Below are 19,320 nucleotides of genomic sequence, written 5' to 3' on the forward strand. Positions count from 1 at the left end.
AGCTCCCCGCGGTGCGCCATCTCGCGAACACGCACGCGAGAGAGCCCGAACTTCCTCAGGTGGCCGCGCGGACGTCCATCCGCAGCGTCTCGATTGCGCAATCGTACCGGACTCGCGTCGCGGGGCAGACGCTGCAGTGCCGCCCGGGCCTCCGCGCGCTCGTCTTCGCTGCTCGACGGACGGCGGATGGTCTCCTTCAGCTCTGCGCGGCGCTCGGCCCAGCGTGCCACGACGATCTTGCGTTGCTCGTTCTTCGCGATCTTCGACTTCTTCGCCATGTGGGGTGTCTTCTACTTCTCTTCTCGGAAATCGACGTGCTTCCGCACGACCGGGTCGTACTTCTTCGTCACGAGACGATCGGGGTCGTTGCGACGGTTCTTGCGGGTCACGTACGTGTACCCGGTGCCTGCCGTCGACTTCAGCTTCACGATCGGGCGGATCTCGTTGCGGGCGGCCATCAGATCTTTCCCCCGCGGGCGCGGATCCGGGCGACGACGGCCTCGATGCCGTCCCGGTCGATGGTCTTGATGCCCTTGGCGGAGAGCGTGAGGGTGACTCGCCTGCCCTCACTGGGCAGGGCATATGTCTTCTTCTGGATGTTCGGATCCCAGCGCCGGTTGGTGCGCTTGTGGGAGTGCGACACGGACTTGCCGAATCCTGGCTGGCGTCCGGTCACCTGGCAGTGCGCCGACATGGGCGTTCCTCTCTGTCCTCTCGTGAAACCGCCCCGAGAGGGTGATGACAATCATTTTCGACAACGACGAGTTTCCAATGTAGCGTTCTGTCCACGTAATGACAATCGTTATCGAAAGGGTGCTCCGTGAGTGAGATACTCGACGGCCGGACGCCGCTGATCCTGGTTTCCGGGTGGAACGGCCCCACCGAGGACGCGGCGCGGTCGCTGCTCCGCGAAGGCACCGTCGTCGTGCATCACGACCTCGACCTCGTCCACGAAGGCGTCGTGCGCCGGACCGTCACCACGCTGGAGTCGGGGGCGCCGCGCGAGCGCCTCGGCATCCTCGAACTGGCGCACGGCTGCATCTCCTGCACGCTGCGCGAGGACCTTCTCCCGCTGCTCCGCCGCCTGCACACCCGCAGTTCGGTGCAGCGCATCGTGCTGCACCTCGACCGCCGGCTCGAACCCGAGGCCGTGTGCTGGGCGGTCGAGCACGTGGCGGTGTCCGGCGTGATCGGGCAGATCGACGGTCCGGCCTCGCGGGACGTGCGCGTCGACGGCGTTATCACCTGCCTCGATGCCGGATCGTGGCTGGCCGACGCCACCGGCGACGACGCACTGGACGACGACCGCACCGTCGCGCAGGTCGCAGTCGGGCAGGTGGACTTCGCCGACGCCCTGGTGGTGTCGGGCAATGCAGGCGACGGCTGGCAGCAGGCCCGGCTCCACGCCGTCCTGGCCCGGCTCGCACCGGACGCCCCGATCGTCTGGGACGGGGACGCGCCCGACGTCGAGCGCCTGCTCCTCGACGTCCCGGCCGGCGCGCGGCGCGGTGAGCTGTCCCACGCCCACTCACCACTGCTGCGCCGGCAGCCGCCGCTGTCCCACGACTGCGGCGTCATGCTCGTCGAGTTCACCGCCACCCGGCCGTTCCACCCGGAACGGCTGCACGAGGCCGTCGACGTGCTCCTCGACGGAGTCGTCACGTCTCGCGGCCGCGTGTGGGTCGCGACCCAGCCGGACGAGGCGCTGTGGCTCGAGTCGGCCGGTGGGGGACTGCGGGTGGCCAGTGCCGACCGCTGGCTGGCCGCGATGACCCCGGACGAACAGGAACAGGTCGGGACCGCGCGCCGCGCGATGGCCGCGCTGTGCTGGGACGAGCGCTTCGGCGACCGGCACACGTCGATGGTGGTGCTGGTGCACGCCGCCGACCCCACCGAGATCGACCGCACGCTGCAGTGGGCGCTCGTCACCGACGACGAACTCGCGGACGAGGCGGCCTGGCAGGCGTGGCCCGACCCGTTCGGGCAATTCCACGAAGACCCCTGCGAGAGCAGCGAATCACCCTACGCAGAACCCGAATCGAGAGAGGGACACGAATGAAGGCGAACATCCACCCCGACTACCACCCCGTGGTCTTCCAGGACGCGAGCACCGGAACCACGTTCCTCACGCGGTCGACGGTGACCAGCGACCGCACCGCCCTGTGGTCGGACGGCAACACCTATCCGCTGGTGGTCGTGGACGTGACCAGCGAGTCGCACCCGTTCTGGACCGGCGCGCAGCGCGTGATGGACACCGCGGGCCGCGTCGAGAAGTTCGAACGCCGCTACGGAGTGCGCCCGCGCCCGTGAGTACTTATTAACCACCTGCGGTTAATAAGTACTCACGGGTGGAAGGCCCAGGCGCCCGACCTCGTCGAGGTGACGGTGGACGGTGCGACGCATCGCGTGCCGCGCCGGCTGGTGAAGGCCGTGAAGCTGGGATTGGTGGACCCGGCCGGGAAGTGACGCTCCTCGTGCGAACCTTGGCGGGTGCTGCTGTACATCCTGGAACTGGTGGGCATCGCGGTGTTCGCGGCCTCGGGCGCCCTGGTGGGGGTGACGAAGCGCCTCGACATCTTCGGTGTGTGCGTGGTCGGTGTCTTCACCGCTCTCGGTGGCGGCATCGTCCGCGACGTCCTGCTGGGCATCCATCCGCCGACGTCGCTGGGTAGCTGGCCGAACCTCGGCACGTCGTTCGGCATGTCGTTGCTGGTGTTCTTCCTGCATTCGACTGTCGGGCGACTCCGCCGGGAGATCCTGGTGCTCGACGCTCTGGGCATGGGCCTGTTCGCGAGCACGGGCGCGGTGATCGCGCTCGACCACGGGGCGAGTCCGCTCGCATCGTGTCTCATCGGCGGGACGGCGGCGATCGGCGGCGGGATCTTGCGCGACGTGCTGGTGAACGAGGTCCCGTTGCTGCTGCAGCGGGACTTCTACGCGGTGCCGGCGCTGCTCGGGTCGGCGTTGGTGGTCGTGGTGAGCGAGTGGGGTTCGGGCACCGACGTCGCGCTGGTGGTAGGCACGGTGTTCGCGTCGGCGCTGCGGGTGCTGGCGCTGTGGCGGAACTGGGGTCTGCCGGGTCCGCGGGTCCTCGAGTGACCGCCGCCAGGGCACTTCGATGATCCCTTCTCAGACATATCTCAGTTGATCGGGCCAAACTGTCGGGTATGCGCATTTTGGTGGTCGACGACGATCGCGCCGTGAGGGAGTCCTTACGGCGGTCTCTCAGCTTCAACGGATACTCGGTGGAACTGGCCGTCGACGGTATCGATGCTCTCGAGAAGGTGGCGAACGCGCGCCCCGACGCGCTCGTGCTCGATGTGATGATGCCGCGCCTGGACGGTCTCGAGGTGTGCCGACGGCTGCGGAGCACCGGCGACGACCTGCCGATTCTCGTCCTCACGGCGCGCGACTCCGTGTCGGAGCGGGTGTCGGGCTTGGATGCCGGAGCCGACGACTACCTGCCCAAACCCTTCGCTCTCGAAGAGTTGCTGGCCCGGCTGCGCGCACTGCTGCGCCGCGCCGCGCCGGAGCCGGGCATCGACTCGGAGAAGATGACGTTCGAGGACCTCACGCTCGACCCCGTCACCCGCGAGGTGACGCGCGGCGAGCGGTCCATCAGCCTCACCCGCACCGAGTTCTCGCTCCTCGAGATGCTGATGGCCAACCCGCGCCGGGTGCTGACCCGCGGCCGCATCCTCGAGGAGGTGTGGGGTTACGACTTCCCGACGTCCGGCAACGCGCTGGAGGTCTACGTCGGGTATCTGCGTCGCAAGACGGAGGCGGACGGTGAGACCCGCCTGTTGCACACCGTCCGCGGAGTCGGCTACGTGCTGCGGGAGACTCCTCCGTGATGGCAGTTCCGTTCCACAAGACCGCCGACAAGTCGGGGGCGAAGCACGACTCGCACCACATTTCCCGGCACCCCACAGGCCCGATCCCGTTACCGCCCGAGATGCGGCCTCCGATGCCGTTGACGCGGTCGGTGTCGTTGCGGTGGCGGGTGACGCTGCTCGCCGCGTCCGTGGTGGCCATTGCGGTGGCCGTGATGGCGATTGCGGCGTACGCCGTGGTGTCGCGGGCTCTGTACGCGGATGTCGACAACCAGTTGCGCACCCGCGCGTCGGCGCTGATCGACAGCAATCTCGTGACGTTCGATCCGCGCTACATCGCGGGCGCGACGCTGTACACGACGGACATCAGTGTGGCGCTGATCTTCCCGGACCTCGACACGTACACACCCCCGGGGTCGAGTGTCCCCATCGGGGAACCCGAACTGGCCGTGGCCCGCGGCGAGCGCGACACGTCGTTGCGGACGGCGGACAATCAGCGGGTGCTGGCCGAGCGCACCCAGGACGGCAGCACGCTGGTGATCGCGCAGCGCCTGGCGCCGACGGGCGCCGTGCTCGACCGGCTCGCCTGGGTGCTGTTCATCGTCGGCGGGTGTGGAGTGGTCCTCGCGGCCGCCGCCGGAACGACGGTGGGGCGCACCGGTCTGCGTCCGATCGCCCGGCTCACCGCTGCCACGGAACGGGTGGCCCGGACCGACGACCTGACCCCCATGCCGGTGACGGGCAACGACGAACTCGCCCGGCTCACCGAGAGTTTCAACACGATGCTGAGGGCGCTCGCGGAATCGCGGGAGCGGCAGAGCAGGCTCGTCGCCGACGCCGGACACGAACTGCGGACGCCGCTCACGTCGCTGCGCACCAACATGGAGTTGCTGATCGCGTCGAGTCGTCCTGGCGCGCCGCATATTCCGGACGAGGACATGGCCGAACTGCGCACCGATGTGGTGGCGCAGATCGAGGAACTCTCGCAGCTGGTGGGCGATCTCGTGGATCTCGCCCGCGAGGACGCACCGGAAACCGTCTTCGAGAGAGTCGATCTCAGCGAAGTGGTGGATCGCAGCCTCGAGCGGGCACGCCGCCGGCGCAACGAGATCGACTTCACCGCCGTCACCGTTCCCTGGTTCGTCTACGGCGACCACGCGGGACTGTCCCGGGCGGTGCTCAACGTGCTCGACAACGCGGCCAAGTGGAGTCCCACCGGTGAGCAGGTGCGCGTGGCGATGAAGGCGGCAGGCGACGGACTTCTCGAGCTGACGGTCGACGACGCAGGCCCGGGCATTCCGGAGGAGGATCGGGAGCTGGTGTTCGACCGCTTCTACCGGTCGACGGCGTCGCGCTCGATGCCCGGCTCCGGGCTGGGTCTGGCGATCGTCAGGCAGGTGGTGGTCAAGCATGGCGGCACGATCGCCGTCGACGTCTCCGAACGGGGTGGTGCGCTCATCCGGATCGTCCTTCCCGGCGAACCCGAAGCGGAATAGTCTCAGGGTCTCGGCTAACTCCAAGGCCGGTCTCAGGACCTTCTCAGTCCCACCGGGCACTCTCGTACACAGAGACGGTGCGACCGCCCCTTTGCGGGCGGTCGCAGGAGATGGAAGTGATGCGATGACCGAAGATCGAAACAGTCACGACGGCAACAGCCGCGACAGTGCCGGTGGCGACCCGGGCGCGCGCCCCGATCAGCCTGCCCACCCGCAGGCGACGCCGGGTCACCACCCGACCGAGCAGTTTCCGGCCACTCCGCAGCACCCCGCGGGCGGTCCGATGGGTCAGCAGGCCTACGGCGCCGGGTACCCCCAGGGCAATCCGTACGGTGCCCCGCACCAGCCCACACAGCAGTTCGGGCAGCCTCAGCACGGCGCTCCGGGCCACCCGGGTGCCCAGCACGCGGCCGGGCAGCAGGGGGCGCCTCAGGGCCCGTTCCCCGGCCTTCAGGGCCCCGGACAGGCAGGGGAGGGATCGACGGCGACCAAGCGTCCCGCCCGCACCGCCATCGTGGTGGGCGCTGTGGCGCTCGCTCTCGTGAGCGGCGGCATCGGTGGCGTCGTGGGCTCCCTGGCAACCGAACGGAACGGCAGCGGCGCCGCGGTGACCAACTCCCTCGACGCCCCCAAGAACAACACCGCGACCCCGGCCGCGAACGCACCGGCGGGTTCGGTGCAGGCGGTCGCGAACAAGGTGGTCCCGAGCGTCGTCCAGATCGAGGTCGCGACGGCCGGCGGTTCCGGTGGAGAAGGATCCGGCATCGTCATCTCGTCCGACGGCATGATCCTCACCAACAATCACGTGGCAGGCGCGGCCGCCAAGGGCGGCAAGCTGACGGTCGCCTTCTCGGATGGCAGCACGGCGGACGCCAAGCTGGTCGGCGCCGACCCGGTGTCCGATCTCGCGGTCATCAAGGTGGACGGCAAGACCGACCTCACTCCGATCGAGCTGGGAACGTCCGGCAACGTGCAGGTCGGGCAGCAGGTCGTCGCGATCGGGTCGCCCCTCGGCCTGGCCGGCACCGTCACCGAGGGCATCATCTCGGCGCTCAATCGTCCGGTGTCCACCAGCGGTGAGTCCGGCAACCAGAACACCGTCATCGACGCCCTCCAGACGGACGCGGCGATCAACCCGGGCAACTCCGGCGGCGCCCTCGTCAACATGGACGGCCAGCTGATCGGCATCAACACCGCCATCGCGAGCATCGGCGGTTCCGGTGCGGGTGAGCAGAGCGGATCCATCGGACTCGGCTTCGCGATTCCGGTCGACCAGGCCCGGCGCATCGCGGACGAGCTGGTCAAGACAGGCAAGGCCACCCAGGCCGTCATCGGAATCCAGGTCCCGTCACAGGATGCCGCCAACGGTGCCACCGTCGTCGAGGTCACGGCGGGCAGCCCGGCGGAGAAGGCGGGAATTCCGAAGGGGTCGGTCATCACGAAGGTCGACGACCGTGTCATCACCAGTGGCGACGCACTCATCGCCGCCATCCGTTCACACGCACCGGGAGACAATGTGTCCATCACCTACACCGACGGGAACGGATCCAATACCAAGACCGTCGACGTCACGCTCGGAACCGCCGAACAGGGTGGCCGCTGATGAACACGGGGATTCTCGGGCAGGTCGAGTCCGTTCTGAACGGGGCCACTACGGTAGGGACCATGGACATCGAAGCCTCGCTGGCCGGCCGCGCGCTGGTGGTAATCGTCGACGACCGCACCGCTCACGGTGACGGCAAGGACTCCATCGGGCCTCTAGTGACAGAACTGCTGAACGAGGCCGGCTTCATCGTCGACGCCATCGTGGCGGTGGCGGCCGACGAGGTGGAGATCCGTAACGCACTCAACACCGCCGTCATCGGCGGCGTCGACCTCGTCGTCTCCGTCGGCGGCACCGGCGTGTCGCCGCGCGACGTCGCACCCGACGTCACCGCCGAGGTCCTCGACCGTGAGATTCCGGGAATCTCGGAGGCCCTCCGGTCTTCGGGTCTCGCCGCCGGTTCGCTCGACGCGGGCCTCTCCCGCGGGCTCGCCGGCGTGTCCGGCAGCACACTCGTGGTAAACCTCGCGTCCTCCCGCGCCGCGGTCCGGGACGGCATGGCCACGCTGACGCCGCTCGCGGCGCACGTGATTTCCGAATTGTCCGGTCTGGAAGGCTGAGACGATTTCTCGTTCCGACGAGCCGGACTCGCCCAGCGAGACCGACGAGCAGGCAGTTCCGAGCCGGGCCCCGATCGACAGGGCCCGGCTCGAACGCATCTTCGGGGACGTCTTCCCCGACACCACCGCGGACGAACGCGAACCCGGGGAAGGGCCCGCCGCCGCTGCCGGCGACGAATGGCTGCGCCGCCAGCGCCCCCCGCATCACGGCTAGTTATCTTTGAAACCCTCACCTTAAGCAAATCGTGATCTGCTGTCGTGGTCTGCGATCGTCGTGAGTTTTTGTGCTATGGCCCGGGCCGTATTTCCCCGGCGCGGGGCCGCCTTCAGCGTTCTTTCAGGCGTCACATTTCGGTCAGAACAGACATCCTTCGAGCTTGTGAACCGAATGTAAACGTTACCGAACTTAACGTGAACAGCCAGTGAACCTGCTGGTCAGGACGGTGGCGAGTGGTCGGAATTCTCGCGCAAATCCCACACATTGGACACGTTTTCGGGTGTGGCATACATCACGATTCTGTTTCCGATGGAATTAATTGCTTAGGCAACCACCTGCCGGTTACTGTCCTCGGCGAGTCAGTACTGGAGATGGAGGGCAGGGTCGATGTGCCGTTGCCCAGTCGGAACTCTGACGCTTCGTCAGTGATTTCGTCTTCAGCGCGGTTATCGAGCTGTGATCATCCGTAGTTCACTCTGCGGACACCACAGCTCTGGATACTGCGCTGGGCCCGACATGGACCACTCCTCAGTCTCGAAGGTCGTGACTGGGAACCAGCAGAATCCTGATGAGGGGAACGAATGAGCGAGAACCGAAAGACCGGCCTGCGCCGTGGAGCCCGCATTGCCGGCCTTGGTGCCGCTGCGGCTGTAGTCCTCGGCCTGATGTCCACGGGTGCGGCCAACGCCGACACCTTCGTGCCGCTGCCGGGTGGCGAAAAGGTCGTCAACGCGGGAAGCGTCACGGCCAAGATCGCCCGCAACGCGGAGAGCGCTCTGGTTTCGCCGTCGCTGGCCGCCAACGGCGCGGGCCGCACGGCGTGGGTTTCGGGCGACGCGTTCGCTGAGCTCGGCGGCGAGATCCCGGAGGAAGGCGCGACGCTGACCACCGGTTACATCGTGGGTTGCCAGCTCGACATCACCGGTCTCGAGGCCGGAATCAGCGGCAGCATGTCGCTCGACGGACCGAGCGCGAGCGGTGCGCTGAGCCTGCCGATCGCACCGGGTGAGGTCAAGTTCGCGAAGATCCGGACCAAGGAAGACCTGAAGCCGGGCGTCTCGGCGATCCAGTACCGCGATCAGCAGATCGAGGTTCAGGGTTGCGGTGGCTACGCGCAGGCTCGTGCGTACACCGTCCTCGAAATTCCGGGGAACCACTACGTCAAGTCGACCCTCTACGGGCAGCCGTTCAGCATCGGCTGATTGCTCGTAAGCAGATCCCACTTCACGACTTCTCGCGTAAGCGACATTCACCCTAGAGGGGAACAATGAACAGCAAGACCCTGCGCCACGGCGCCAAGGCTGCCGGCGTGGTCGCCGCGGCCACCGTCGCGATCGGCCTTCTCTCCACCGGTGCGGCCAACGCCGATACCTTCGTTCCGTTGCAGGACGGAAACATCACCCAGACGCTGCTCGACGGCACCGTGGTGACCGTCCGTCAGACCGGCAACTCGGCGAACATCAGCCCGTCGATGGGTTCGACCCCGCTGCACCGCAACGTGTGGGCGTCGGGCACGATCGATGTCTCCATCGACGGTGGCACGGCCAAGGGCGGCACCATCGACGCCGGCTACATCGTTGCCTGCCAGCTCGACTTCGGCGGCGAGGCCAGTGGTGGTTCCGCCGGTGGTGCGTCGTGGGACGACATCCAGGCCGGTACCGTCGGTAACCCGATCAGCACGGGCGACACGTCGGTTGGCGGCGGACTCTCCATCGCTCCCGGCGAGGCGAAGAACGTGCCGATCCTCGACGTCGAGTACACCGACGACTACGGCGCCGAGGCTCACAAGAGCAGCTTCAAGTTCACCGGCAAGAGCGGTGGCTTCACGTACTCGGACGAGACGTTCGGTGTCTCCGGTTGCGCCGGCTACGCGCAGGCTCGCTCCTACGCGAAGGTCACCGTTTCGACCGACTCGGTCGACGGCACCGTCACCCTGTGGGGACAGCCCTTCAGCCTCGGCTGACGCATGTCGCCGAAAAAAAATTGAACAATGTAATACCTCGAGGTTGGGGGCGTACGGCACTTCCGTACGCCCCCAACCTCGCTCTATGCGCTGTTATGCATGTCACAGTTAGGACACGGAGGCTGGGGCGGAGGCAAATTCGGACACGTAGCTATAACATTTGGACGTTGTTTCAGCTAACTTTATCCCGTCAAGAGGTAAAGACTGCCTAACCGAACGCCGGGTAGGTGGTACCTGATGAGGGGAAAGAATGAGCGAGATCCGTAAGTCAGGCCTGCGCCGTGGGGCCCGCGTTGCCGGCCTCGGTGCCGCCGCGGCCGTAGTCCTCGGCCTGATGTCCACCGGTGCTGCGAATGCCGACACCTTCGTGCCGCTGCCGGGTGGCGAAAAGGTCGTCAACGCGGGAAGCGTCACGGCCAAGATCGCCCGCAACGCGGAGAGCGCACTGGTTTCGCCGTCGCTGGCCGCCAACGGCGCGGGCCGCGTTGCGTGGGTGTCGGGCGATGCCTTCGCCGAGCTCGGCGGCGAGATCCCGGAGGAAGGCGCGACGCTGACCACCGGTTACATCGTGGGTTGCCAGCTCGACATCACCGGCCTCGAGGCCGGTATCAGCGGCAGCATGTCGCTCGACGGACCGAGCGCGAGCGGTGCGCTGAGCCTGCCGATCGCACCGGGTGAGGTCAAGTTCGCCAAGATCAAGTCGAAGACGGACCTGAAGCCGGGTGTCTCGGCGATCCAGTACCGCGATCAGCAGATCGAGGTCCAGGGCTGCGGTGGCTACGCGCAGGCTCGCGCGTACACCGTCCTCGAAATTCCGGGGAACCACTACGTCAAGTCGACCCTCTACGGGCAGCCGTTCAGCATCGGCTGATCGCCGCGACCGAACAACCAACCTTTTCGAGTCCTGTGGGCGGCCACGGGCATGCCCACTGTAAGAAACCCTAGAGGGGAACAATGAACAGCAAGACCCTGCGCCACGGCGCCAAGGCTGCCGGCGTGGTCGCCGCGGCCACCGTCGCGATCGGCCTTCTCTCCACCGGTGCGGCCAACGCCGACACCTTCGTTCCGTTGCAGGACGGAAACATCACCCAGACGCTGCTCGACGGCACCGTGGTGACCGTCCGTCAGACCGGCAACTCGGCGAACATCAGCCCGTCGATGGGTTCGACCCCGCTGCATCGCAACGTGTGGGCGTCGGGCACGATCGATGTCTCCATCGACGGTGGCACGGCCAAGGGCGGCACCATCGACGCCGGCTACATCGTTGCCTGCCAGCTCGACTTCGGCGGCAGCGCGAGCGGTGGTGCCTCGGCCAGCGCAGGCTGGGACGACATCCAGGCCGGTACCGTCGAGAACGCAGTCAGCCAGACCGGCACCAAGGTCGGCGGTGGAATCTCCATCGCTCCGGGCCAGGCCACTAACGTGCCGATCCTCGATATCGAATACACCGACGAGTACGGCGCCGAGGCTCACAAGAGCAGCTTCAAGTTCACCGGCAAGAGCGGCGGCATCACGTACTCGGACGAGACGTTCGGTGTCTCCGGTTGCGCCGGCTACGCGCAGGCTCGCTCCTACGCCAAGGTCACCGTTTCGACCGACTCGGTCGACGGCACCGTCACCCTGTGGGGACAGCCCTTCAGCCTCGGCTGATAATTCGTTCCACCCATGACTCCGGGCCCGTGCACGCAGCTGCTGCACGGGCCCGGAGTCGTCGGAAGCTATTCGCGGGTCTGCTCGAGGTTCGCGGCCTTGTCCGCGGTCATCGCGTGCGCTCCGTCGGGACTCGCTGTCGCGCCGTTGGTTTCGAGGCTCGATTCGAGGATGTCGCGGATCTGGATCAGCAGGTCGGCCTCGCTGGCCTTCTTGTCTGCGGGCTCGGTGATGAACCGCTTCTTCGCGGCGTTGGCCGGGACGATGAGAATGAAGTACACGACCGCGGCGATGATCACGAAGTTGATCACGGCCGTGATGACGGCGCCGATGTTGATGAAGGTGGCCGGGTTGTCGGAGAGGATCTGGTAACCCCAGCCCAGATCGTTGGCGCCGCCCGCAACGGCGATCAACGGATTGATCACGTTGTTGGTGAACGCTGTGACGATGGCGGTGAACGCGGCTCCGACTACGACCGCGACGGCGAGGTCGAGGACATTCCCCCGGAGCAGGAAGTCCTTGAATCCCTTGAGCATGTCGACGTCTCCTCGAGTGGGTGGCAAGTCATCCAGCACTAGTCGGAGAAAAGCCTAGATCAGCGCGGCTCCCCGTGACGGATCACTGAAAGGTCACGGTGATCGCGCTCGTGAGGGATGCCGCGGCCACCGTCACGGCCTCGGATGCAGGCAGGGCCAGCATCACCACGCGTTCGCGCTGGTCACGTCCGTTCTCGGACGGTGTCACCAACACCACGACGGCGCGGGACGCCAGCACGGTGGCGCCGGAGCGCCGGTCCGGATTCGCTGGTGTGTCGGGATCGACCGTGAGCACGTCGACGCGATCGCCCTCACGCAGAAGTTCCGTGACAGCGGGGTCGGCGAGCCGGACGGGGACGATCCGGGCGTCGTCCATGCCGGCTGCGGCTGCGGCGAGACGGGGTCCCAGTACCCGGACGTCGGTGAGGGCTTCTCCGGCGCGGGTCGGTCCGGCGAGGGTGCGCCCGTCGACGTCCGCCAGTGCGGTGACGGCACCGTCGGGCAGGGTCCCGGCCTCGAGTTCCACCAGTTCCACGTCGGCGTCCGTGAGAACGATGCCCGGTTGTAGATCCCGGGCGGCCACCACGACCGCGGAGCGGGCGGAATCGGGGTCCCCACGGGCGAGGAGGGCCAATGCGAGGCAGACCAGCGCGGCGGCCAGGACGCGTCTGGCGACGAGGGTGCGGGCCCAACCGGGGTGGGCGAGATCCGACAGCCGGTCGGCCCACGACGGGCTCAGGCTTCGGTGTGCTCGGTTCGACCGGCGGCGACCGGTCGGGACAGGGTCGAACGACATGGTTCGACGCTAGGAGACCGGCGGGCCCGTGGGTATGCCGAAAGGGCCCGCCTGTGGATGGACGAGAAGTTGTGGATAACTCGCGGAAACGCGAGAACTAGCTGGCAGCAGCCTTGGCCGGTGCGGCGGTCGCGGTGCTCGACGAGCTGGACGAGGCCGTCGACGAACTTTCCGACTTCGCGGCGGGAGCAGAGTCGGTCTTGGCCGGCTCGCTGGCCGCGCCGGACGTGCCGCGGCTGTCGGTGCGGTAGAAACCACTGCCCTTGAAGACGATGCCGACGGAGTTGAACAGTTTGCGAAGCTTGCCCGAGCATGCGGGGCAGACGGTCAGGGAGTCATCACTGAACGACTGGACGATGTCGAAACGGTTGTCGCATGCCGTGCACGCATATGAATAAGTGGGCACCGGGGTTCCTCCGCACTGTGTAGTCAAACCGCAGGTTTTAGCACTCTACAGTCGACAGTGCCAACAACGCTAATCAGAGAACTATTCCGGGCCGGATACGTTCTCAGTGGTCGCCGAGCGGGACGAGGCCCGATCCGGGGGTGAGTGCCCAACCCATACGTACGTCATGGGGATCCTCGGGCAGCTCGGACACCAGTTCCTCGTCGCGGACCACCGTGATCAGTCGCGCGTCGGCGGCGGCGAGCCCGAGAGTCCGGTCGTAGAAGCCCGCACCGCGGCCGAGTCGCACGCCCCTCCGGTCGACGGCGAGGGCGGGCACGAAAATGGTCCCGGCCGAACGGATCTCGTCGGGCTCCCACACCGGGCCGGTCGGCTCGCGCAGGCCGTAACTCGCGTCGGCGAGACCGTCCGCGCCCGTGAACTCGGACCAGTGGAGCGGGCCCGGATCGCGGGTGACGGGCACGAGGACGCGTCCGGCGACCTGCCGGAGGGCATCGAGAAAGTCCAGTGATCCCGGCTCGAGCGCGGTGGGAACGTAGGCGCAGACGGTGGATCCGCCGGCGATTCCCTGTGTGACGAGTGCGACAAGCGCCCGGTCCTCGGCGGTGCGGAGTTCGGGGGTCAGAGCGCGCCGCCCGGAGAGCACCAGTTGCCGCCACTCGTCCTTCGTTCGTGCGTGCATGCCCCAACCTTAGAGCCGACCGGCGAGCGCCCCCGACGGGTTCCGGGAGGTTACTGACAGGATCTTGGTGACTGTCGAGTAGGTCCGCACAGTTATGGTGTGGGCATGACAGACGCCGCACCGCACACCGCCAGCGCCTTTCGCACGGCTGTCGTGCCCGCAGCGGGAATGGGTACGCGATTCCTCCCCGCGACCAAGACCGTGCCGAAAGAGCTGCTCCCGGTCGTGGATACCCCGGGTATCGAACTCGTGGCCGGAGAGGCCGCCGATTCCGGTGCCGGCCGGCTCGTGATCGTGACGTCGCCGGGCAAGGACGGAGTGGTCGCCCACTTCGTCGAGGATCTCGTTCTCGAGAGCAAGCTCGAGGCCAGCGGCAAATATCACCTGCTCGAGAAGGTGCGGAAGGCTCCCGGCCTGCTCGAGGTGGAGTCCGTCGTCCAGGACGAGCCTCTCGGCCTGGGCCACGCGGTCGGCTGCGCGGAGTCGGTCCTCGACGACGACGAGGACGCCATCGCCGTGCTCCTCCCGGACGACCTGGTGATGCCGCGCGGAGTGCTCGAGACGATGTCGCGGGTTCGCCGCAAGCGCGGGGGCACCGTCCTCTGCGCTATCGACGTCCCCAAGGATCAGGTGAGCTCGTACGGCGTCTTCGAGGTCGAGACCGTTCCCGACGCCACCAACCCCGACGTCCTCAAGGTCATCGGCATGGTCGAGAAACCGGCCATCGAGGATGCGCCGTCCACGTTCGCCGCCGCAGGTCGCTACCTCCTCGACCGCGCGATCTTCGATGCGCTGCGGCGGATCGAACCCGGCGCCGGCGGGGAGCTCCAGCTCACCGACGCCATCGCCCTCCTCATCAAGGAAGGCCATCCCGTTCACGTCGTCGTGCACCGAGGCACGAGACACGATCTCGGAAATCCCGGCGGCTACCTCCGTGCTGCGGTTGACTTTGCGTTGGACATGGACGAGTACGGCCCATCGTTGCGCGAATGGCTGATCGACCGATTGAAGCGGACGGATTCCTAGAAGCTCGGGAGGCAAGAACTTGCGGTCGGTCGAGGAGCAACAGACGATCGTGACCGCGGCCGCAGTGGCGCCGCGGCCGGTACGTGTGGCGATCTCCGAAGCCCAGGGGCTGCTGTGTGCCGAAGAGGTGGTCACCGAGCGTCCGCTTCCCGGTTTCGACCAGGCCGCGATCGACGGCTATGCCGTCCGTAGCGTCGACGTCCAGGCCGCCGGAACCGACATCCGGGACGACGACGGTGCGCCCGTCGAACTGTCGCTACCCGTGGTCGGTGAGGTCACGGCCGGTTCGCGGCAGCCGATCCGGCTGCAGCCGCGTCAGGCCGTCAAGGTCGACACGGGTGCACCGCTCCCGACGCTCGCCGACGCCGTCCTTCCGCTCGACCGCACGGACGGCGGCCGGGCCCGCGTCAAGATCTACAAACCGGTCCGCTCCGGCGACTACGTGCGCCGGGCCGGCGACGACGTGCAGCCCGGCGACGTCGCGGTCCGGGCAGGCACCATCATCGGAGCCGCGCAGGTGGGGTTGCTGGCGGCGGTGGGGCGCGACAAGGTGCTCGTGCACCCCCGTCCCCGGCTGTCCGTCATCTCGGTCGGCGGCGAACTCGTCGACGTCGACCGGACCCCCGGTCCCGGCCAGGTCTACGACGTCAACTCCTACGCGCTGGCCGCCGCCGCCCGCGACGCAGGCGCCGACGTCAACCGGGTCGGTATCGCGAACGCCGACGCCCGTCGCCTGCGCGAGGTGGTGGAGGGTCAGCTGATCCGTTCCGAGATCGTCGTCATCGCGGGTGCCGTCGGTGGCGGCGCCTCCGAGGACGTGCGGGACGCACTCGCCGACCTCGGCAACCTCGAGGTGGACCGGGTCGCGATGCATCCGGGATCGGTCCAGGGTTTCGGTCAGCTGGGCCGGGACGAGGTCCCGACGTTCCTGCTCCCGTCCAACCCTGTGAGCGCCCTCGTGGTGTTCGAGGTGATGGTGCGCCCACTGATCCGCATCGCGCTGGGGCGCAGGCAGCCGATGCGACGCGTCGTCACCGCCCGCACCGTCGCACCGATCACGTCCATCGAGCACCGCAAGGGTTTTCTCCGCGGTCAACTCATGCGCGACGAGGCCACGGGGGAGTACCTCGTCCAAGCTCTCGGTGGGGCGCCGGGCGCGTCCTCGCACCTGCTTGCGACGTTGGCCGAGGCCAACTGCCTGGTCCTCATCGACCCCGAGATCACCGAGGTCCGGACCGGTGACCAGGTGGACGTGGCCTTCCTGGCGCAGCGGGGCTGATGGCACCGCGACAGTGTGAGACGGGATGACACAGCATCCGGGTTGGCCGCCGCATCTCGGGCCCCTGCGCGTGAAGGGTGGCGTCGTCACCGTGCGCGCCATCAGGCTGCGTGACGCGTCGGCGTGGAGCCGTCTGCGCACCCGCGACCGCGCGCACCTCGAACCGTGGGAACCGACCGGGGAGGCGCCCTGGGAAGCGCGCCACCATATTTCGGGATGGCCCGGACTGTGCAGCAGTTTGCGTTCGGAGGCCAGGAAGGGCCGCATGCTGCCGATGGCCATCGAACTCGACGGCAATTTCTGCGGCCAGATCACGATCGGCAACGTGGTGCGGGGGGCACTGCGCTCCGCCTGGATCGGGTACTGGGTGGCCAGCGACGTCAACGGGCTCGGGGTGGCCACCGGCGCGCTCGCGCTGGGGCTCGATCATGCCTTCGGACCCGTGGGGTTGCACCGCGTGGAGGCCACCGTGCGTCCGGAGAACCTGGCGAGCCAGGCGGTGCTGCGCAACGTCGGCTTCCGCGAGGAGGGTCTCCTCAAGCGCTACCTGGACGTCGACGGGCAGTGGCGCGACCACATTCTGGTCGGCATGACCGTCGAGGACGTGCCCGGCACGGTGGCGGATTCGCTCGTGCGGAGTGGCAAAGCCACTTGGGGCTGACCGCCGAAGCGGACATGGACAAACGTCCAGCTATGCGGCAGTTATCTCACGGTATCAAAGCTTCCTGACCGGGGCTCCGCTTTCGGCGAGTCTTTGCCGGATCGTTCCCTCTGCCCTTTCGGGGCATGTCGAGCACCACATTTTCGCGTTACGCATGTGACACCTGAGTATGGTGAGATCGGCGCGTCTGCGAAGATGTGCGTGTTCATGCGGTTAGCCTGGGTGGGTCAACAGCGGTATCCATGCTGGTAGACGATTGGGAGGAGGTCGCCGTATGCCGAACTCGTTTCTCTGGATCGGGCTCGTCGTCGTGTGGCTCTTCGTCCTGGTCCCGATGCTGGTGAACAACCGCCCCCGGATTCGACAAACCAGTGACGCAGCACTCGCGACGCGCGTGCTGCACCGCGGTGACGAACGTCCCGTGCAGCGTGGACCCGCGGCTGGACACCGCAGCGACCCGTACTGGCAACCGGAACCGGACCACTACGGCTACGACGCGGAGGACCTTGTGGACACTCACGCAGAGGAAGACGAGTTCGACGGTGAGCGGGCACCGGTCGGTGAGTACGTACCGGTGCGCCGGGGGCGTGGCGGCTTCGATCCGGAGGCCGACGCGATCGCGCGCGAGGCCCGGTATGCATTTCGTCAGCGGTCGGTTCTCGGCCTGGTGTTCGCCACGATCATGTCGGCGGCCCTCGGGCTGATCATCTCCCCACTGATGTGGTGGGCGTTCGCGGCCGGTGTGGTGGGCCTGTTCGGCTATTTGGCGTATCTGCGCCGGCAGGTTCAGATCGAGCAGGAGATCCGTCGCCGGCGGACCGCGCGTCTCAACCGGTCGCGGTTGGGTGTCGAGTCCCGCAGCGACGAGGAACTCCGTCTCATCCCGGCCCGATTGCGGCGTCCGGGCGCCGTCGTCCTCGAAGTAGACGACGAGGACCCCGAATTCGACCATCTCGAACACTTCGACGACGCGCCGATGCAGCAGGCCACGATGCGCCGGGCTGCCGGTGAGTAGCCGGGCGAATCGGGCCGAAAGCCACGTCGGTGTAGGCGATTCGCTCCCGCCGCGGGTGGCCTGCTAGAGTTTGCCGAGCGGATCGCAGGATCCGCACGGGGCTGTGGCGCAGTTGGTAGCGCGCTTCGTTCGCATCGAAGAGGTCAGGGGTTCGATTCCCCTCAGCTCCACCACAGAAGAGGCACTCACTCCATCCGGAGAGGGTGCCTCTTCTGCATTCCGGCCCAGGTGAGCGCCGCCGTCAGGGGTGCAAGAGCGGGGCGCCGCGCGAATGATCGACTCTTGGATTTGCCAAAAGGTAACTGCATGCTGTGTACTGTCCGTAGGTCATCAAGGGGTCGATCGCACGGGGTGGAAATACATGCAGGCAATGGACAAGATCTCGAAGTTTCTGGAGCCGGCGACGGTGGTCGCGACCATCACCGCGACGATGTTGCTGGTGAACGTCCTGTGAACTCCGGCCGACCAACCGACGTCGCGAGGGCCGCGTCGGAGACGCCGACCTTCCGCTGACCGATCAGCACCTCCAGGCCACAACGCCGAACCCGTAGGGGTTCTCGGAAGCTGCTCGAGTCCCACCTGGCTCGGGCACCGCTGGTGGTGCCGGTTCCCCGACACCGGCACCACCAGCACCTCCGCTCGATTCGCTCGATACCATGACAGCGGCGACGTCGCCGTCGACGTGGTGTCGTGTCGTGAATACGAGGGGGGTGCACAGTGAGCGCGCGTCGTGTTGTTCGAAGGCTGACCATGGTCGGACTGGCGCTGGCCTTCTTGTCCGGGCTCGGCTGGGTCACCGTCTCGGTGTTCCCGTCCGACGCCTCCGCCGACCCCCAGTACCACGACTGCGCCAGTAGTCGTTGCGACGACGGTTCCTCGGAGTCTCCCGGCGGAGGAACGCCTCGGCATCCTCATCCGCCGTGCGAGAGTCGTCGCGGCTGCGGCGGAGAGCCCAGCGAGACACGGGAACCGAGCGAGACCGGGAAGCCCAGCGAGACCACGGAACCGTCCGAGACCACGCAACCGTCCGAGACCGCCGAACCGACGGAGACGCCGACACCTTCGACATCACGGGTCGTGGTCGCTCCGCCCCGTCCGATCACGTTGCCGCCGGTGGGCGAACCGAACATCGCGCGCCCGGACACGTCGGGGGACGACGACTCCGGAAACGACTCGGGGTCCGATGCTGCTGAAGCCGCCCCGGGCTCCGAGGGTCCTGCCGCACCCCCGGCGTCCGGGGGAGCGCCGGCCGGAGGTTCCGGTTCCGGAGCCGCCGCGGCAGCCCCGGGGGTGAGTGGTCCCGCGGATTCCGCACCTCAGGATCGGCCTGCCGGGGAGACCCCGAGCGGCGACGGACCGTCGCCCGCTGCGGGGGCACCGGCCCAGGACGATCCGGCCGCCGCGCCGCCGGGAATGGTTCCTGTGGTCCACAGTGAGCCGTTGCCTGCGATCACCGTTCTCGGTGGGGTCGGCGTGTTGTTGTGCTGCGCCGGCGGGGCGGGTGCGCTGACCTTCAAGGGTGCTCGCGCACAACAGGCGCGCATCGCGGCCGCGCGGGCGGAATTCTTCCCGCCCGCTTCGAGTGGAGGGATGTAGT

General features: G+C 67.5%; 23 protein-coding genes, 1 tRNA gene and 1 pseudogene. 18 read left to right on the forward strand and 7 right to left on the reverse strand.

What is annotated here, in order from left to right; translation table 11 throughout:
* The 3 genes from rpsN to rpmB form a co-directional block, all read right to left on the reverse strand.
* Positions 1-278, reverse strand: a 278-nt coding sequence (gene rpsN / locus QM693_RS28500) for a 30S ribosomal protein S14 (RefSeq protein WP_283354001.1), incomplete at its 3' end; no start/stop codon positions are given.
* A 12-nt stretch (positions 279-290) separates the two neighbouring features.
* Complete coding sequence (gene rpmG / locus QM693_RS28505) at positions 291-458, reverse strand: 50S ribosomal protein L33 (RefSeq protein WP_283354002.1); 168 nt, start codon at positions 456-458, stop codon at positions 291-293.
* Positions 458-694, reverse strand: a complete 237-nt coding sequence (gene rpmB / locus QM693_RS28510) for a 50S ribosomal protein L28 (protein ID WP_105413351.1) — start codon at positions 692-694, stop codon at positions 458-460. The genes rpmG and rpmB overlap by 1 nt, the downstream gene beginning before the upstream one ends.
* Positions 695-820: 126 nt before the next feature.
* Between rpmB and mrf the strand changes: the two genes are divergently transcribed.
* The 12 genes and pseudogenes from mrf to QM693_RS28575 all read left to right on the forward strand — a co-directional run bounded on the left by mrf (position 821) and on the right by QM693_RS28575 (position 11,322).
* Positions 821-2,059, forward strand: coding sequence for a ribosome hibernation factor-recruiting GTPase MRF (mrf, locus tag QM693_RS28515; protein ID WP_283354003.1), 1,239 nt, complete (start codon positions 821-823; stop codon positions 2,057-2,059).
* Complete coding sequence (locus QM693_RS28520) at positions 2,056-2,310, forward strand: type B 50S ribosomal protein L31 (RefSeq protein ID WP_105413349.1); 255 nt, start codon at positions 2,056-2,058, stop codon at positions 2,308-2,310. The genes mrf and QM693_RS28520 overlap by 4 nt, the downstream gene beginning before the upstream one ends.
* A gap of 39 nt (positions 2,311-2,349) precedes the next feature.
* Positions 2,350-2,466 (forward strand): annotated as a pseudogene (locus QM693_RS28525) (50S ribosomal protein L32); the annotation flags it as partial.
* Between the two features lie 24 nt (positions 2,467-2,490).
* Positions 2,491-3,099: a trimeric intracellular cation channel family protein gene (locus QM693_RS28530; protein ID WP_005238652.1), complete on the forward strand. Its 609-nt coding sequence runs from the start codon at positions 2,491-2,493 to the stop codon at positions 3,097-3,099.
* 68 nt (positions 3,100-3,167) lie between these two features.
* Positions 3,168-3,854 carry a response regulator transcription factor gene (locus tag QM693_RS28535; protein WP_005238656.1) on the forward strand — a complete coding sequence of 229 codons (687 nt, stop codon included), beginning with the start codon at positions 3,168-3,170 and terminating at the stop codon, positions 3,852-3,854.
* Positions 3,854-5,329, forward strand: coding sequence for a HAMP domain-containing sensor histidine kinase (locus tag QM693_RS28540; RefSeq protein WP_283331516.1), 1,476 nt, complete (start codon positions 3,854-3,856; stop codon positions 5,327-5,329). Before QM693_RS28535 ends, QM693_RS28540 begins: the two co-directional genes overlap by 1 nt.
* Before the next feature lie 124 nt (positions 5,330-5,453).
* On the forward strand, positions 5,454-6,932 hold the full coding sequence (locus QM693_RS28545) for a S1C family serine protease (RefSeq protein ID WP_283354004.1): 1,479 nt from the start codon (positions 5,454-5,456) through the stop codon (positions 6,930-6,932).
* Complete coding sequence (locus QM693_RS28550) at positions 6,932-7,492, forward strand: MogA/MoaB family molybdenum cofactor biosynthesis protein (RefSeq protein ID WP_005567398.1); 561 nt, start codon at positions 6,932-6,934, stop codon at positions 7,490-7,492. The genes QM693_RS28545 and QM693_RS28550 overlap by 1 nt, the downstream gene beginning before the upstream one ends.
* A gap of 798 nt (positions 7,493-8,290) precedes the next feature.
* A complete protein-coding gene (locus tag QM693_RS28560) occupies positions 8,291-8,911 on the forward strand; it encodes an MspA family porin (RefSeq protein ID WP_005238665.1) in 621 nt (206 codons plus the stop codon).
* Between the two features lie 65 nt (positions 8,912-8,976).
* Positions 8,977-9,672: an MspA family porin gene (locus QM693_RS28565; RefSeq protein WP_283354005.1), complete on the forward strand. Its 696-nt coding sequence runs from the start codon at positions 8,977-8,979 to the stop codon at positions 9,670-9,672.
* A 250-nt stretch (positions 9,673-9,922) separates the two neighbouring features.
* Positions 9,923-10,543, forward strand: a complete 621-nt coding sequence (locus QM693_RS28570) for an MspA family porin (RefSeq protein WP_283354006.1) — start codon at positions 9,923-9,925, stop codon at positions 10,541-10,543.
* Between the two features lie 83 nt (positions 10,544-10,626).
* A complete protein-coding gene (locus tag QM693_RS28575; protein ID WP_283354007.1) occupies positions 10,627-11,322 on the forward strand; it encodes an MspA family porin in 696 nt (231 codons plus the stop codon).
* Positions 11,323-11,390: 68 nt separating this feature from the next.
* On the opposite strand, the gene mscL is transcribed toward QM693_RS28575, so the two are convergent.
* From mscL to QM693_RS28595, 4 genes are all read right to left on the reverse strand, one after another.
* The gene (gene mscL / locus QM693_RS28580; protein ID WP_009478887.1) at positions 11,391-11,858 is read right to left on the reverse strand and encodes a large conductance mechanosensitive channel protein MscL; all 468 of its coding nucleotides are present in this window, start codon (positions 11,856-11,858) and stop codon (positions 11,391-11,393) included.
* A gap of 82 nt (positions 11,859-11,940) precedes the next feature.
* Positions 11,941-12,654 (reverse strand): SAF domain-containing protein, encoded by a 714-nt coding sequence (locus QM693_RS28585; protein ID WP_283354008.1) that lies wholly within the window; start codon positions 12,652-12,654, stop codon positions 11,941-11,943.
* A 97-nt stretch (positions 12,655-12,751) separates the two neighbouring features.
* A complete protein-coding gene (locus QM693_RS28590) occupies positions 12,752-13,060 on the reverse strand; it encodes an FmdB family zinc ribbon protein (RefSeq protein WP_005238679.1) in 309 nt (102 codons plus the stop codon).
* Between the two features lie 103 nt (positions 13,061-13,163).
* Complete coding sequence (locus QM693_RS28595) at positions 13,164-13,742, reverse strand: 5-formyltetrahydrofolate cyclo-ligase (RefSeq protein ID WP_280785096.1); 579 nt, start codon at positions 13,740-13,742, stop codon at positions 13,164-13,166.
* A gap of 105 nt (positions 13,743-13,847) precedes the next feature.
* Here QM693_RS28595 and QM693_RS28600 point away from each other — a divergent pair, with 105 nt between their 5' ends.
* The 6 genes from QM693_RS28600 (at position 13,848) to QM693_RS28625 (ending at position 19,319) form a co-directional block, all read left to right on the forward strand.
* Entirely contained in the window at positions 13,848-14,768 is a 921-nt protein-coding gene (locus tag QM693_RS28600; RefSeq protein WP_009478891.1) for a UTP--glucose-1-phosphate uridylyltransferase, read from the forward strand.
* A gap of 19 nt (positions 14,769-14,787) precedes the next feature.
* Complete coding sequence (gene glp, locus QM693_RS28605; protein ID WP_005238688.1) at positions 14,788-16,047, forward strand: molybdotransferase-like divisome protein Glp; 1,260 nt, start codon at positions 14,788-14,790, stop codon at positions 16,045-16,047.
* 25 nt (positions 16,048-16,072) lie between these two features.
* A complete protein-coding gene (locus QM693_RS28610) occupies positions 16,073-16,708 on the forward strand; it encodes a GNAT family N-acetyltransferase (RefSeq protein WP_011597779.1) in 636 nt (211 codons plus the stop codon).
* Positions 16,709-16,982: 274 nt separating this feature from the next.
* Positions 16,983-17,723: a divisome protein SepX/GlpR gene (gene sepX, locus QM693_RS28615; protein WP_280785094.1), complete on the forward strand. Its 741-nt coding sequence runs from the start codon at positions 16,983-16,985 to the stop codon at positions 17,721-17,723.
* A gap of 97 nt (positions 17,724-17,820) precedes the next feature.
* Positions 17,821-17,896, forward strand: a tRNA-Ala gene (locus QM693_RS28620).
* A gap of 577 nt (positions 17,897-18,473) precedes the next feature.
* On the forward strand, positions 18,474-19,319 hold the full coding sequence (locus QM693_RS28625; RefSeq protein WP_283354009.1) for a cell surface protein: 846 nt from the start codon (positions 18,474-18,476) through the stop codon (positions 19,317-19,319).
* Position 19,320 lies beyond the last annotated feature (1 nt).

This window comes from Rhodococcus sp. IEGM 1305 (assembly GCF_030058635.1).
Classification (GTDB): Bacteria; Actinomycetota; Actinomycetes; order Mycobacteriales; family Mycobacteriaceae; genus Rhodococcus_F; species Rhodococcus_F opacus_D.